The organism is Actinospica sp. (assembly GCF_035552695.1).
Taxonomy (GTDB): domain Bacteria; phylum Actinomycetota; class Actinomycetes; order Streptomycetales; family Catenulisporaceae; genus Actinospica.
In genome coordinates this window covers 1-13,388 of sequence record NZ_DASZKT010000120.1, presented here as the reverse complement: position 1 = coordinate 13,388, position 13,388 = coordinate 1, and the positions used below count along the sequence as shown (strand labels likewise).

15 protein-coding genes and 1 pseudogene are annotated in these 13,388 nt (G+C 71.1%); 4 read left to right on the top strand and 12 right to left on the bottom strand.

Annotated features, from left to right (window positions below; genetic code table 11):
- Positions 1-96: 96 nt before the first annotated feature.
- From VG296_RS15310 to VG296_RS15280, 7 genes and pseudogenes are all read right to left on the bottom strand, one after another.
- The gene (locus tag VG296_RS15310) at positions 97-564 is read right to left on the bottom strand and encodes a MaoC family dehydratase (protein WP_325566386.1); all 468 of its coding nucleotides are present in this window, start codon (positions 562-564) and stop codon (positions 97-99) included.
- Between the two features lie 115 nt (positions 565-679).
- Positions 680-1,519, bottom strand: a complete 840-nt coding sequence (locus VG296_RS15305) for a hypothetical protein (protein ID WP_325566385.1) — start codon at positions 1,517-1,519, stop codon at positions 680-682.
- A 146-nt stretch (positions 1,520-1,665) separates the two neighbouring features.
- The gene (locus VG296_RS15300) at positions 1,666-2,622 is read right to left on the bottom strand and encodes an alpha/beta hydrolase (RefSeq protein WP_325566384.1); all 957 of its coding nucleotides are present in this window, start codon (positions 2,620-2,622) and stop codon (positions 1,666-1,668) included.
- Between the two features lie 18 nt (positions 2,623-2,640).
- Positions 2,641-3,834, bottom strand: a complete 1,194-nt coding sequence (locus tag VG296_RS15295) for an acyl-CoA dehydrogenase family protein (protein ID WP_325566383.1) — start codon at positions 3,832-3,834, stop codon at positions 2,641-2,643.
- 138 nt (positions 3,835-3,972) lie between these two features.
- Positions 3,973-4,209 (bottom strand): annotated as a pseudogene (locus tag VG296_RS32870) (VapC toxin family PIN domain ribonuclease); the annotation flags it as partial.
- Between the two features lie 31 nt (positions 4,210-4,240).
- Positions 4,241-5,200, bottom strand: a complete 960-nt coding sequence (locus tag VG296_RS15285; protein WP_325566381.1) for a CoA ester lyase — start codon at positions 5,198-5,200, stop codon at positions 4,241-4,243.
- 46 nt (positions 5,201-5,246) lie between these two features.
- Entirely contained in the window at positions 5,247-6,209 is a 963-nt protein-coding gene (locus VG296_RS15280) for a DMT family transporter (RefSeq protein WP_325566380.1), read from the bottom strand.
- 154 nt (positions 6,210-6,363) lie between these two features.
- Between VG296_RS15280 and VG296_RS15275 the strand changes: the two genes are divergently transcribed.
- The 4 genes from VG296_RS15275 to VG296_RS15260 all read left to right on the top strand — a co-directional run bounded on the left by VG296_RS15275 (position 6,364) and on the right by VG296_RS15260 (position 10,030).
- A complete protein-coding gene (locus tag VG296_RS15275) occupies positions 6,364-6,903 on the top strand; it encodes a hypothetical protein (RefSeq protein ID WP_325566379.1) in 540 nt (179 codons plus the stop codon).
- A 75-nt stretch (positions 6,904-6,978) separates the two neighbouring features.
- Positions 6,979-8,313, top strand: coding sequence for a magnesium transporter MgtE N-terminal domain-containing protein (locus VG296_RS15270; RefSeq protein ID WP_325566378.1), 1,335 nt, complete (start codon positions 6,979-6,981; stop codon positions 8,311-8,313).
- A 2-nt stretch (positions 8,314-8,315) separates the two neighbouring features.
- Positions 8,316-8,849 carry a DUF1003 domain-containing protein gene (locus VG296_RS15265; RefSeq protein ID WP_325566387.1) on the top strand — a complete coding sequence of 178 codons (534 nt, stop codon included), beginning with the start codon at positions 8,316-8,318 and terminating at the stop codon, positions 8,847-8,849.
- A gap of 35 nt (positions 8,850-8,884) precedes the next feature.
- Complete coding sequence (locus tag VG296_RS15260; protein WP_325566377.1) at positions 8,885-10,030, top strand: Mrp/NBP35 family ATP-binding protein; 1,146 nt, start codon at positions 8,885-8,887, stop codon at positions 10,028-10,030.
- Positions 10,031-10,111: 81 nt separating this feature from the next.
- Here VG296_RS15260 and VG296_RS15255 read toward each other — a convergent pair whose 3' ends face one another.
- From VG296_RS15255 to VG296_RS15235, 5 genes are all read right to left on the bottom strand, one after another.
- Positions 10,112-10,783: a hypothetical protein gene (locus tag VG296_RS15255; RefSeq protein ID WP_325566376.1), complete on the bottom strand. Its 672-nt coding sequence runs from the start codon at positions 10,781-10,783 to the stop codon at positions 10,112-10,114.
- Between the two features lie 90 nt (positions 10,784-10,873).
- Positions 10,874-11,278: a sec-independent translocase gene (locus VG296_RS15250; RefSeq protein WP_325566375.1), complete on the bottom strand. Its 405-nt coding sequence runs from the start codon at positions 11,276-11,278 to the stop codon at positions 10,874-10,876.
- Between the two features lie 206 nt (positions 11,279-11,484).
- A complete protein-coding gene (locus tag VG296_RS33215; protein ID WP_325566374.1) occupies positions 11,485-11,988 on the bottom strand; it encodes an anti-sigma factor family protein in 504 nt (167 codons plus the stop codon).
- 2 nt (positions 11,989-11,990) lie between these two features.
- Complete coding sequence (gene sigE, locus VG296_RS15240; RefSeq protein ID WP_325566373.1) at positions 11,991-12,743, bottom strand: RNA polymerase sigma factor SigE; 753 nt, start codon at positions 12,741-12,743, stop codon at positions 11,991-11,993.
- Between the two features lie 456 nt (positions 12,744-13,199).
- Positions 13,200-13,367, bottom strand: a complete 168-nt coding sequence (locus VG296_RS15235) for a DUF3117 domain-containing protein (RefSeq protein ID WP_211244467.1) — start codon at positions 13,365-13,367, stop codon at positions 13,200-13,202.
- Between the last annotated feature and the right edge of the window lie 21 nt (positions 13,368-13,388).

Below are 13,388 nucleotides of genomic sequence, written 5' to 3'. Positions count from 1 at the left end.
ACGGTCGCCGCCCAAACCCAGGGCGGCTCCCTCCTCGGCCTTGCCAGATTCGGCCCTCGACCCGCTCCCTGATCCGACCACCATTCCTCGGTCGTCCTATTCAGCCGTCTCGACCGGCTTCTTGGGCACCATCACCTTGCGCCGGAACACGCACACGACGGTGCCGTCCTGGTTCAGGCCGCGGGTCTCCACGTAGACCACGCCGCGGTCCGGCTTCGACTTCGACTCGGTCTTGTCCAGCACCGTGGTCTCGCCGTAGATGGTGTCGCCGTGGAAGGTCGGGGCGACGTGCCGCAGGGATTCGACCTCGAGGTTCGCGATGGCCTTCCCGGACACGTCGGGCACGGACATACCAAGCAGCAGGGAATAGATGTAGTTGCCCACCACGACGTTCTTCTTGAACTCGGTGCTGGTCTCGGCGTAGTGCGCGTCGAGGTGCAGCGGGTGGTGGTTCATGGTGAGCAGGCAGAACAGGTGGTCGTCGTACTCGGTGACGGTCTTGCCGGGCCAGTGCTTGTACTCGGCACCGATTTCGAACTCTTCGAAGTAGCGGCCGAACTGCATGGGGTCAGCTCCTGAAGGGCTAGAAGTTTTCCGCCCATCCTGCCGCAAGAAGTTACCGATCGGTAGGTGCCGTCACTCACATGTACGACGGCACCCATCCGAGGCCGCGGGCCTGCTAGGCCTGCTGCGCGTCCGGCTCGGACTCCGGCTCCAATTCGGGCTCGGGCTCCGGCTGACCGGGCTTCGGGTACTCCTCGTCCTCGCCGCCGAAGCCGATCTCCGGGATCTCCGGGGCCAGCCAGTGCGCGAGGCGGTCGACCACGTCCTCCTGGAGCAGGTCGGCGACGGTCAGCACGTAGGCCACGTCGCCGGCCGCGGAGGCCGCGTGGCTCAGCGCCGAGTCCTTCTCCCAGGTGCCGTACGTCGCGGCGCGGGCGTAGCCGCGGGCCAGCCGGGCGGCGCCGGGGCGCCCCGCGCCGCCGATCGCGGTGTCCGCCGCGGCCAGCGCGTCGAACTTGTCCCTGGCGAACGCGAGGCCCGCCGCGTCGATCCGGCGGCCGATCCGGTCCAGCTGCTCGCGCTTGAGCCCGGACAGGGCGTAGAGCAGGCCGAGGACGCGGCGGCCGCTCGGGCCGTAGGCCCACCAGGCGGGCACCTCGGCGGTGGCCAGGAACTCGCGGGTGAAGATCGCCTGGGCGCCGACCGCGGAGGCCGGGACGAAGTGCTCGGGGATGGGTACCGCCTGCAGCTGGAAGACCCGGAAGGCGCCGTCCACGCCGAGCGTCAGGGTCATGTCGTCGGCGATGCCGAGGCCGGTCTCCGCGGGCTCGGGGTGCAGCAGCAGGCCGTAGGGCTCGCGCTCGCCCTCGGCTCGCTCCTCGTCCGGCTCGGCCGCGGTCTCGGCGATGAACTGGGTGATGCCGCGCTCGAGCGCGGCGGCGAGGTCCACCACCTGCCGGTCCGGGCCGATCTGCCGGGTTCCGTCCATACGGGCGATCACGTAATACGTTGCCATCGGAGTTTTCTGGCCCTCCCTGTCCTAGCGTCGCTCGCGTTCGGGGACACCTCTGGCGTGCGGCGACCGGTGGTCCGCCGGCCCCCATCCTGCCGTATCGGGCCGGGTTACGTCAGGTGGTCCGCGGAGCCGGTCGCGGGTCGAGTCTAGACGAGGGACGCCAGCACCTCGCGTACGGTTTCCGCGACGGCGTCCGGCCGGTCGAACGGAACGTAGTGCGCACTGTCCGTGAGCTCGATGAGCTTGCCGTGCACGGACAATTCGGCCAGCTGCCGCTGCCGGGCGAGCCAGGTCTCGTTGCGCTGCCGGATCTGCTCGGCGACGAACGGCAGCGCGCGCAGCACCGGAGTCGTGCCGAAGGCCGCGATCACCCGCAGCGGCGGCTCCGCCGGGAACGGCTTCTCGCAGCGCAGTTCCAGCAGCCGCGCCGCGACCGCGTTGTACGTCGCGTTCTCCAGCAGCGCGGTCGTCAGCAGCCTGCCGGAGGCCGCGGTGGCTGCGACGTCCGCGGGATCGGCGAGATCTGCTCCGGTGGCCCGGGTGAGCCGGATCGCCAGGGCCCGCAGGCGCGGCATGGCGAGTCCGGCGAGGCCCGCGCGGCTTGCGAGTTCACCCAGCGTCCGCCACTGCGCCAGCCGGCGCTGTGCGGCCTCCTCGGGCTCGGGGGCGGGCGCCTCCGGCTCGGCCGATCCGTCCACCAACACGATCCCGGCGACGAGCTCGGGATGCAGCCGCGCGAAGGCCTCCACGTGGAAGCCCGCGAGCGAGTGCCCGACGAGCACGGCGCGGCCCGCGGGCGGCGCCGCCGGGGCGAGCACCCCGGGCGTGGTCAGCAGGGCCCTGATCCGCTCGGCCTCGCCCGCGAGGTTCGGCGGCACCGCCGAGGGTTCGGACCAGCCGAGCCCGGGACGGTCGAAGCGCAGCACCGGAGCGAGCCCGGCGAGCAGCGGCACGACGCGGTCCCAGTCGTACCACGCGCCGCCGAGGCCCGAGCTGAGCACGACCGGCGGCACGTCCGCGGGCCCCGGCTCGACGACGACGTGCGTGGCCAGACCGTCGATGCGCACCATCCGACCGGGAATCCGCGGCGTGTCAGCAGTCATGAACCGCAGCTTAGACGCCTACCGCAGCTTGTACTCCTCGAGGATGCGCCGGCCGACGATCATCTTCTGGATCTCGGCCGTGCCCTCGCCGATCAGCAGCATCGGCGCCTCGCGGTAGAGCCGCTCGATCTCGTACTCCTTCGAGTAGCCGTAGCCGCCGTGGATGCGGAAGGAGTCCTCGACGACCTCCTTGCAGTACTCGGCCGCGAGGTACTTGGCCATGCCCGCCTCGAGGTCGTTGCGCTGCCCGGAGTCCTTCACCCGCGCGGCCCGGACCATCATCGCGTGCGCCGCCTCGACCTTCACGGCCATCTCGGCGAGCTTGAACTGGATCGCCTGGTGCTGCGCGATCGGCTTGCCGAAGGTGGAACGCTGCTGCGCGTAGGCGATGCCGATCTCGAAGGCCCGCAGCGCGATGCCGCAGGCGCGGGCCGCCACGTTCACCCGGCCGACCTCGACGCCGTCCATCATCTGCGCGAAGCCGCGGCCCGGCGTGCCGCCGAGCACCCGGTCGCCGGCGACGCGGACGTTGTCGAGGATCAGCTCGGTGGTGTCGACGCCCTTGTAGCCCATCTTCTGGATCTTGCCCGGCACGGTCAGCCCGGGCCGGGTCTCGCCGAAGCCCGGCTCCTTCTCGACCAGGAAGGTGGTGAGATTCTTGTACGGGGTGTCCGCGCCCTCGTCCGTCTTGGCGAGCAGCGCGACCAGGTTGGAGGTGCCGCCGTTGGTCAGCCACATCTTCTGGCCGGTGATCAGGTAGTCCTCGCCGTCCCGCACGCCCTTGGTGGTGATCGCGGCGACGTCGGAGCCGAGCGCGGGCTCTGACATGGAGAACGCCGCGCGCACCTCGCCCTCTGCCATCTTCGGCAGGAAGTGCGCCTGCTGCTCCGGCGTGCCGTGCTGCTTGATCATGTACGCGACGATGAAGTGCGTGTTGAGGATGCCGGACACCGACATCCAGCCGCGCGCGATCTCCTCGACCACCAGCGCGTACGTCAGCAGCGACTCGCCGAGTCCGCCGAACTCCTCCGGGATCATCAGGCCGAACAGGCCGAGCTCGGCCATCCCCTTGACGATCTCGGTCGGGTACTCGTCGGCGTGCTCCAGCTCCGTGGCCACGGGGATGATCTCGCGCTCCACGAAGGTGTGCACGGTGGCGAGGATCTCCTGCTGGATGTCGGTCAGTCCCTCGGTCCGGGCGAGGCGTGCCATGCGGTGACTCCCTTGTCATTGCTGCCGCCCTCCACGAGAAGAGGTGCGGCGCGGGTCACGATTGTTACCGGTCAGTATCCACAGCGGTCCGGGCCCTGGGAAGGGGGCGTCGTCACGTTGTCGTAGGGATCACCCGTGCTAAGGGGCGGTCGTCCGCCTGGTCACCGGGACAACGGTGACCAAGCCGTCGAGGCCGGCGAAGTCATCGGGATTCGTAGTGAACAGCGGCAGCGCCTCGGCGAGCGCCACCGCGGCGATCTGCCGGTCGGTCACGCGCCGCAGAGGACTACGACCGATCGCGGCCACGGCGGCGACGACGCGGCCATACGCGCGCGCGGCCTCCGGCCCGAACGGAATCGGATCGAACTCCGCACAGCCTCGAACTTGGAGGTCCGCGCCGACGGCCTCAGCCCTGGGGCGGCTCGAACTTGGAGGTGCGCTGGTAGCCCGCGGCGCGGCCCTTGCCCGCGATGACCAGCGCCATCTTCCGCGAGGCCTCGTCGATCATCTCGTCGCCGAGCATGGCCGAGCCCTTCTTGCCGCCAGCCTCGGAGGTGCAGTAGTCGTACGCGTCGAGGATCAGCTCGGCGTGGTCGTAGTCCTCCTGGGTCGGCGCGAACAGCTCGTTGGCGATGGCGATCTGGTCCGGGTGCAGCACCCACTTGCCGTCGAAGCCGAGGGCGGCCGAGCGGCCGGCGACACGGCGGAAGCCCTCCGGGTTGCGCACCTGCAGGTAGGGGCCGTCGATCGCCTGCACGTCGTGCGCGCGGGCGGCCATCAGGATGCGCATGAGGATGTAGTGGTACGCGTCGCCCACGTCGTAGAGCGGCGGCTGCTCGCCGACGACCAGGGACTTCATGTTGATCGAGGCCATGAAGTCGGCCGGGCCGAAGATGACGGTCTCGATGCGCGGCGACGCGGCGGCGATGGCGTCCACGTTGACCAGGCCCTTGGCGTTCTCGATCTGCGCCTCGATGCCGATCCGGCCGACCTCGTAGCCCATGGTCTTCTCGATCTGGGTGAGCAGCAGGTCCAGCCAGACCACCTGCCCGGCGTCCTGCACCTTCGGCAGCATGATGCAGTCCAGGTTGGCGCCCGCGCCCTCGACCACCGTGACCACGTCGCGGTAGGTCCAATGCGTGGTCAGGTCGTTGACGCGCACGGTGCGCGTCTTGCCGCCCCAGTCGCCCTGGTTGAGCGCGTCCACGATCTTGAGCCTGGCGCCCTCCTTCTCCAGCGGGGCGCAGGCGTCCTCGAGGTCGAGGAAGACCTGGTCGGCGGGCAGCGACTGGGCCTTCTCGAGGAAGCGCGGGTTCGATCCCGGCACGGCCAGACAGGAGCGGCGGGGGCGGTTCTGCTGCGGCATGGTTGGTTCCTTCCCAATGCGGGTTCGGACCGTCGTTTCTGTGAGGTTACCCGCCGGTAGCAGGCTCCGTCTCGTGATGCGCACCACTTGTGCCGCCGGCACCCGCCGTGCTCACCGCGACGAGACCGGCGAGGATCAGCAGCCCGCCCGGCAGCGCCCAGAGCGAGGGGACCTGCCCGAGCCAGACCGCGGCGAGCAGCGCGGCGATCGGCACCTCGAGCAGGATGACGACGGAGACCACCGTGGCGCTCGTCGTCTTCAGCGCGCGGTTGAACATGGTGTGGCCCAGCAACTGCGCCCCCGCCGTCAGCGCGAGGATCTTCAGCCACGCGTTGGAGCCGAAGCCGAGCAGATGCTGGTCGCCGACCGCCGCCATGAGCGCGAGCGTGCATGAGGCGGTGCCGTAGCAGATGGTCGCGTACGGAGTCAGCGAGACCGTCTGCCGCACCTTCGAACCCAGCGTCATATAAACAGCCGCGAGCACTGCCGCGGTGAGCGCGAGCAGGTCGCCGAAGAAGGCGTGCACCGAGACGTGCAGGTCCACGCCCGAGAGCGCCGCGACGCCGAGCACCGAGGTCAGGATGCCGAGCCAGGCGCGCCGGGCCACGTGCTCCCCGCGCATCCGGGCGATCAGCGCCGCGAAGACCGGCTGCGTCGCCGCGAACGCCGTGGCGGAGGCGACCGAGGTCATCGTCAGGCTCGGCGTCCACGTGGAGAAGTGCAGGCCGAGGCTGACGCCCGAGGCGAGTGCGAGCAGCCACTGCCGGCCGCTGAGCGCACGGAGCTCGGCGCGGTGGCGGATCAGCGCGTACGGCGCGAGCACGGCGGTGCCGATCGCGTTGCGCCAGAAGGCGATCGCGAGCGAGGGCGCACGGGTGGCCGCGATGAGCGGGCCGGAGGTGCCGACGCCGAGCACGCCGATGGCGAGCGTCGGGATGTCCGCCCTCGCGGGGCGGTGCACGGCGGCGGGCGCGGCGGGTCGTATGGACGCGGTCGGCGTCGCGGGCACGGGTGACGTTGTCAGGGGTAGCTCCGGGGTCGACCTGTGACGAGCGGATGTCCTCAGCGTACAAGCGGATCCGGCCGCTACCACGCGGCCAGCGAACTTCTACAAGCCGTCCCACTGAAATGCGCCGCCGGGCACTGTGGGACAGTCTTGGACCATGACCCCGCCGCAGTCCCCTGCTCCCCTCGCACACGGTGCCGCAGCCACGCTCGCCCTGCCCGACTTCGCGCTCGTCGAGGAGGCCTGCAAGAAGTCCAGCCTGCTGTGGATCGCCGTGCCCGGGCTGCGCGATCGCGCGGTGTGGCACGTCTGGCAGGAGCACGACGGCCGCGGCGCGGTGTACCTGGTGACCGGCGGCGGCGAGCAGAACGTGCCCGGGCTCTCGGACGGCCAGGTCGTGCGGGTCACGGTGCGGTCCAAGGACAAGGGCGGCCGGCTCGCCACCTGGTCCGGGCTCGTCGGCCGGGTGCTGCCCGGCACGCCCGAGTGGGCCGAGGTCGTCCCGACGCTGCACGCCAAGCGCCTGAACGCGCACGACGGCGAGGGCCAGCCGGAGCGCTGGGCCGAGCGGTCCGCGATCTTCCGGATCGCGCCGCAGGGTCCGCTGCTTGAGGGGCCAGGGCGCTACGGCCGCGCCAGCGGGGCCGCGCCGGTGCAATCCGGACCGGCAACCACGGTGACGCGCCGCGTTCGCTGAGACGTCGCCGATCCCTCGTAGCCTTCCGATTGCCCGTCACACCTCCGTACCCATAGCCTGATCGCAGGAACAGGCATGGGACCAGCGCGGTTCCCGGACGAAAGGCGTGCGGTGGCGAAGATCGGGTCTACCAAAGCGACCGCCCGGATCTTCGTTTCCCATCTGGCCGGCAAGGCGGTGTTCGACCAGGACGGCGATCAGGTCGGCCGGGTGCGCGACGTGATCGTGCAGCTGCCCCTCGAGCAGGAGGAGCGGCCGCGGGTGCTCGGACTGGTCGCCGAGGTGACCGGCAAGCGGCGGGTCTTCCTGCCGATCACCCGGGTCGCCGCGATCGAGAACGGCCAGGTCATCTCGTCCGGCCTGATCAACATGCGCCGGTTCCAGCAGCGGCCGAACGAGACGCTGGTGATGGCCGAGCTGCTGGACCGCAGGCTGCGGCTGCGCGGCCGCGACGAGGCCCGTGCCGAGGTCCAGGTCAAGGACGTGGCCATCGAGCAGACCGGCCCGGGCGACTGGGAGGTCGTCAAGGTCTTCGTGCAGTACCCCGGCAAGGGCCTGCGCCGCCGCGGCGAGAGCGTGATCGTGGACTGGGAGGCGCTGACCGGCTTCGGCGCGCCCGAGCCCGGCCGGCAGGAGGCCGCGACGCTGCTGGCCACCTTCGCCCAGATGCGCCCGGCCGACGTGGCGCGCGCCGTGCACGACCTGAATCCCAAGCGGCGCAGCGAGGTCATCGCCGCCCTCGACGACGAGCGGCTCGCCGACGTGCTCGAGGAGCTGCCCGAGGGCGACCAGCTGGAGATCCTGGCGCGGCTCGAGGTCGAGCGCGCCGCCGACGTGCTCGAGGAGATGGACCCGGACGACGCGGCGGACCTGCTCGGCGATCTGCCCGCCGAGGAGGCCGAGCGGCTGCTCGAACTGATGGAGCCGGACGAGGCGGCCCCGGTGCGCCGGCTGCTGAGCTACTCCGACGACGTGGCCGGCGGCCTGATGACCAGTGAGCCGATCATCATGCCGCCGGACGCGACCATCGCCGAGGCGCTGGCCCGGATTCGCACGCCCGAGCTCTCCCCCGCGCTCGCCAGCCAGGTGTACGTGTGCCGCGCGCCGCTGGAGACGCCCACCGGCCGGTACCTCGGCACTGTGCACTTCCAGCGCCTGCTGCGCGAGCCGCCGGCCAGCCTGGTCAGCGCGGCCGTGGACACCGGCATCGAGGCGCTGCGCCCCGAGCAGCCGCTGCACGAGGTCACCTCGTTCATGGCGACCTACAACCTGATGGCCGCCGCCGTCGTGGACGAGGCCGGGCACCTGCTCGGCGCGATCACGGTGGACGACGTGCTCGACCACGTGCTGCCGGCCGACTGGCGGCACCGCGAACTGCATCACGAGGACAGTGGGGAGGTTCAGCCGTGACCATGCAGGAGAAGGACCAGACGCGCCGGCGTAGGCGTGCCGACGTCGGAGAGGGCCCCCGGCTGGATCAGCCCAAGGCGCTGCGGCCCCGGCCCTCGCTGCGCCCGAGGGTGGACGTCGAGAAGTTCGGCGCCGCCTCGGAGAACCTGGCCAGGTTCTTCGGCACCGCGCAGTACCTGGTGATCCAGACGCTCATCGTGATCATCTGGATCGCGCTGAACATCCTGGTCGTCACCCGCGGCATCCGCTGGGACCCGTACCCCTTCATCCTGCTGAACCTGGCGTTCTCCACCCAGGCCGCGTACGCCGCGCCGCTGATCCTGCTCGCCCAGAACCGGCAGACCGATCGGGACAAGGTGCAGAACGAGCAGGACCGCAGCCGGGACGAGCAGAACATAGCCAACACCGAGTACCTGCTGCGCGAGGTCGCCTCGCTGCGGCTCGCGGTCAACGATGTGGCCACCCGCGACTTCGTGCGCTCCGAACTGCAGGCGCTGTTCAAGGATCTGGAACTGTCCCGCGCCGAGGATCGGTGACGGGCTCCGACCGGTTACTGATTAGTATGGGCGGTATGACAGCCGCGACCGTCGTCACCGAAGAGCAGATCCGCGCCGCGCTCGCTCGCGTGCAGGACCCTGAGATCCGCCGTCCGATCACCGAGATCGGCATGGTGAAATCGGTGGCCGTCGACGCCGCGGGCGCGGCGAACGTCGCCATCTACCTGACCGTCGCCGGCTGTCCGCTCAAGGACAAGCTGCGCAGTGACATCACGGCCGAGGTCGGCGCGCTGGACGGAATCACCTCCGTCGCCGTCGAGATGGACGTGATGAGCCAGGAGCAGCGCCAGGAACTGCAGGCCACGCTGCGCGGCGGCCGCACGGAGCGGGAGATCCCGTTCGCGAAGCCGGGTTCGCTGACCCGGGTGTTCGCGGTGGCCTCCGGCAAGGGCGGGGTCGGCAAGAGTTCGGTGACGGTGAACCTGGCGGCGTCGATGGCGGCCAAGGGCCTGAAGGTCGGCATCGTCGACGCCGACATCTACGGGCACTCGGTGCCGCGGATGCTCGGGGTGACCGAGCGGCCGACCCAGGTGCAGGACATGATCATGGCCCCGGTCGCGCACGACGTGCGGGTCATCTCGATCGGCATGTTCACCCCGGGCAACGAGCCGGTGGTCTGGCGCGGGCCGATGCTGCACCGGGCCCTGCAGCAGTTCCTCGCCGACGTGTACTGGGGCGACCTGGACGTGCTGCTGCTCGACCTGCCGCCGGGCACCGGCGACGTGGCGATCTCGGTGGCCCAGCTCGTGCCGAACGCCGAGATCCTGGTGGTCACCACGCCGCAGCAGGCCGCCGCCGAGGTGGCCGAGCGCGCCGGGACGATCGCGCTGCAGACCCGGCAGCGGATCGCGGGCGTGGTGGAGAACATGTCCTGGATGCCCTGCCCGCACTGCGACGAGAGGGTCGAGGTCTTCGGCAGCGGCGGCGGCCAGACCGTGGCCGACGCGCTGAGCCGGGTCACCGGAACGACGGTGCCGCTGCTCGGCCAGATCCCGATCGACCTGCGGCTGCGCGAGGGCGGCGACGACGGCACGCCGGTCGTGCTGGCCGAGCCCGAGGCCGCGGCCTCCCGGGTGCTGCGCGAGGTGGCGGAAAAGCTGACGGTCCGTTCGCGCGGCCTCGTCGGCATGTCGCTGAGCGTCTCGCCCGCGGGAAGATGATCTTCAAAAGGACGCTAAACTGACGACCTGTCATAGCGGACCCGGGCCCCGATGGATCACTCCATCGGGGCCCGCCGCGCATCAACCGTAGAGCTTCGGATCCACCCGCACGAAGGCCAGCGAATAGGCCGACACGCCCCGGCCGTACGCGGCGAGGAAGCAGTCGGGCCTGGCCGAGGCCATCACCCAGCCGTACGGGGACTCGCGGTAGTGGAAGGCCTGCTGCTGCCGGCCGACCGGGAGCGTCAGCGGCTGCCACGGATCGCCCGCGAGCACCTCGGAGACGACGTAGGCGAGCTCGCGCTGCTGGTCCAGCCACTGCTGACGGACACTCGGATCCAGGTCCCAGGGCCAGTTGTCCTCGACCAGGCCGACCCCGGCGAGCGCCGCGGCCGAGCCGACGGCCATCGCCTCGACCGAGCCGGCCGGCTGGCCGTCCGGCTTGAACAGCGGTCGGCGGCCGAGCTTGGCCATCGTCAGCACGGTGACGGACTTGCGCTGCGCCCGCGCGTCCGGGCGGGTGGACGGCGGGTCGCCGTGCCGCAGCGTGCCGAACTCGACGATGCCGTCGGGGCCGGTACTGACCGAGCCGAGGCCGCGCGCGCCCTGCCAGCCCGCGTCCAGGCCGTACCAGGGCAGGCCGGCGCCTGCGTACGCGGAGACCGCGTCCACCGCGGTGGGCAGGCGGCGGTTGGTGTTCTCGACGCTTTCGGGGGAGGTGCTGGTGATCTCCGCCGGATTCTGACTGAGCATCCGGTCCTCGCAATCCTTGTGCCGGGCGACGCCCCGCGTCACGGGCCCGGCACCCCGCTCGCGCGGAGTGGATTTCGGGACCGCGGACGATCAGGTGGCGTCGGCGTCGTACGGCGGCTGCTCGCCCGCCGGGAGCGCGGCGCTCCCGTTGGCCGCGCTGGTGGTACGCGGCGTGGGGACGGCGGCCTGATTGAGGTTGGCTGCCTCGTTGATCGTGCCGTTGATGTCCTTGCGCAGGTCGCGCAGCTCCTCGCCCTCGCCGAGCAGGTTCTTGCGCACGAAGGTCTTCGGGTTCAGGTCCTCGATGTTGAGGCCGTCGAACTCCGGGCCGAGCTCCTTGCGCAGATCCTCCCGGGCGTTGTCGCTGAAGGCCCGCACCTGGCGCAGGAAGCGGGCCGCGCTCGCGGCCGCCTGCGGCAGCTTGTCCGGACCGAACAGGACCACGCCGAGCCCGAGGAGCACCACTATCTCGGGTAGTGACAAGTCGAAGAACATCGCAAGGCTCCGGCGGGTCTCAAGGTGCGGCTCTGCGGGGCGTCAGCGCAGCAGGTCTTTGTCTTGTTCCACAGTAATCCCCGACCGGGGCCGGGTGACAGAGGCACCCCGAACATCACCCGCCGGAACAGGGACTCGCAGCGGAGCTGTTACAAGCCCCGCGCACCGGCGCGGACCGGGTCAGCCACTCAGACCATGTGTGTGGACTACTTGACGAACCATGCGGGACGCAGGCTCAGACCCGGCTGGGCGTACTCGGGACGCAGCGGAGAGCGCCCACCGCCGCCCTGCCCGACCCGCGCGAAGCCCGCGTTCCCCGCGGGGTCCTCGCCGGCCTCCGGCTCGCCGGCGGACGAGGGCAGCGGACGCAGCCCGACCGCGAACTCCGGCAGGAAGGACGCCGAACGGCCGAACAGGCCGCCGAGCGTGCCGGGCCGACCCGACGCCCCGCCGGAGGGTGGGTCTTCCGGGTCGCGGCGGTTGCCGTGCGACTGCGGGATCTGGAAGAGCGCCGCCATCAGCCGGGCCGAGGGCTCGGGCATGGCCATCGCGCCGAGCTGGCCCTTCAGGGCACGCTCGGACTCGACGAGGCTGCGGCACTGGGCGCAGCCGGCGATGTGCGCGAGGGCGCGGTCACGGTCGTCGTGCGAGAGCTCGCCGTCGACGAGCGCGGCGAGGCGCGGGCCGAGGTGGTCGCCGAACAGTGCCATGATCAGCGGGCTCCCTTGCCGCCACGACCCTGGCTGCCGCCTTGGGTCTCCTCCAACGGGTCGATGGTCTCGCCGACGCCCTGAGCGCGCGGGTCTCGGTGGGCGAGCGCGGCGCGCAGCTGGGCGCGGCCGCGGTGGATCCGGGAGCGGACGGTGCCGAGCTTGACCCCGAGGGTCGCGGCGATCTCCTCGTAGGACAGGCCCTCTATGTCGCAGAGCACCACCGCGGCGCGGAACTCCGGCGGCAGCGCGGCGAGCGCGGCCTCGATGTCCCCGTCGAGATGGGTGTCGAAGTAGGCCTGCGCGGGCGTCGGCTCCCGACCGGGAAGCCGCTCGGCGGCGTCCTCCGCGAAGCCCTCGAAGCGGATCCGCGACTTGCGCCTGGCCTGGTCGAGGAAGAGATTCGTGGTGATCCGGTGCAGCCAGCCCTCGAAGGTGCCCGGCGCGTAGGTGCTCAGCGAGCGGAACACGCGGACGAACACCTCCTGCGTGAGGTCCTCCGCGTCATGCCGGTCCCCGGTGAGCCGATACGCGAGCCGGTAGACCCGCGCCGAATGCGTCCGCACGACCTCTTCCCAGGTCGGCGGCGTCCAGTCCACCGGACTCGGACCGAGCCCGGAGCTCTCGCCGCGCGCCTGCGCGGCCTCGCCCCGCTGCCCCGCCCCGGCGTTCACCGGCGCCGAACCCGCGGCTCCGGCCTGTCCGGCCTGGTCCGCGTCGGCTCCTCCGTGCTCAGCATCGCCCCCGAGCGCCACGGCACTACCTCCTCGTTTTTCGAGTACCGCTGCACTTACCATAGCCTGCTGCCCCTTCGCCACGCCTGAGAACGACCTGAAAGTTGACACAGAGCTTGTCAACTTCGGCCCACTCGCCGATCCGAAGGCCGGCCGAGCACTGGACACCCGGATCAACGTGCGGCAAGTCCCCTTGGTTCCCGCCGCAAAGCGCGCCGCCGAGCGGCTGTGACGCCGAGGCGCCGCTGAATCTTGACTTTGTTTTCTCAGCCGACTGGGGCGGATGGGGCCGGCGAGGGCCGGAGGGGTTGCCGAGGGTAGCGGAATGGTCCGTCAGGGTGACCGCCGGGGAGAATGCCGGAAGGCGGGCTCGCGCCGTGCGCGCCCGCCATCCGGAACTCGGCCCTGCCGGATCCCCACCTCACCCGTGGACCCCGTACGGGGGTCGGGCGCGGGGAGCCATCCGGGGTCCGAGGACTAGCCGATCACGTTCTTCAGGGCGTCGCCGAGGGCACCCGCCTCTTCGGCGTTGAGCTCGACGACAAGCCGACCGCCGCCTTCGAGCGGCACCCGCATCACGATGCCGCGCCCCTCCTTGACCACTTCGAGCGGGCCGTCGCCCGTTCGCGGCTTCATCGCCGCCATGCTCATTCCCCTTCCTGCTGT

Excerpts from the sequence above, each read along its gene's own strand:
- VG296_RS15310 (WP_325566386.1), bottom strand. The coding sequence starts at position 564 with ATGCAGTTCGGCCGCTACTTCGAAGAGTTCGAAATCGGTGCCGAGTAC.
- VG296_RS15305 (WP_325566385.1), bottom strand. The coding sequence starts at position 1,519 with ATGGCAACGTATTACGTGATCGCCCGTATGGACGGAACCCGGCAGATC.
- VG296_RS15300 (WP_325566384.1), bottom strand. The coding sequence starts at position 2,622 with ATGACTGCTGACACGCCGCGGATTCCCGGTCGGATGGTGCGCATCGAC.
- VG296_RS15295 (WP_325566383.1), bottom strand. The coding sequence starts at position 3,834 with ATGGCACGCCTCGCCCGGACCGAGGGACTGACCGACATCCAGCAGGAG.
- VG296_RS15285 (WP_325566381.1), bottom strand. The coding sequence starts at position 5,200 with ATGCCGCAGCAGAACCGCCCCCGCCGCTCCTGTCTGGCCGTGCCGGGA.
- VG296_RS15275 (WP_325566379.1), top strand. The coding sequence starts at position 6,364 with ATGACCCCGCCGCAGTCCCCTGCTCCCCTCGCACACGGTGCCGCAGCC.
- VG296_RS15270 (WP_325566378.1), top strand. The coding sequence starts at position 6,979 with ATGGGACCAGCGCGGTTCCCGGACGAAAGGCGTGCGGTGGCGAAGATC.
- VG296_RS15265 (WP_325566387.1), top strand. The coding sequence starts at position 8,316 with ATGCAGGAGAAGGACCAGACGCGCCGGCGTAGGCGTGCCGACGTCGGA.
- VG296_RS15260 (WP_325566377.1), top strand. The coding sequence starts at position 8,885 with ATGACAGCCGCGACCGTCGTCACCGAAGAGCAGATCCGCGCCGCGCTC.
- VG296_RS15255 (WP_325566376.1), bottom strand. The coding sequence starts at position 10,783 with ATGCTCAGTCAGAATCCGGCGGAGATCACCAGCACCTCCCCCGAAAGC.
- VG296_RS15250 (WP_325566375.1), bottom strand. The coding sequence starts at position 11,278 with ATGTTCTTCGACTTGTCACTACCCGAGATAGTGGTGCTCCTCGGGCTC.
- VG296_RS33215 (WP_325566374.1), bottom strand. The coding sequence starts at position 11,988 with ATGGCACTGTTCGGCGACCACCTCGGCCCGCGCCTCGCCGCGCTCGTC.
- VG296_RS15235 (WP_211244467.1), bottom strand. The coding sequence starts at position 13,367 with ATGGCGGCGATGAAGCCGCGAACGGGCGACGGCCCGCTCGAAGTGGTC.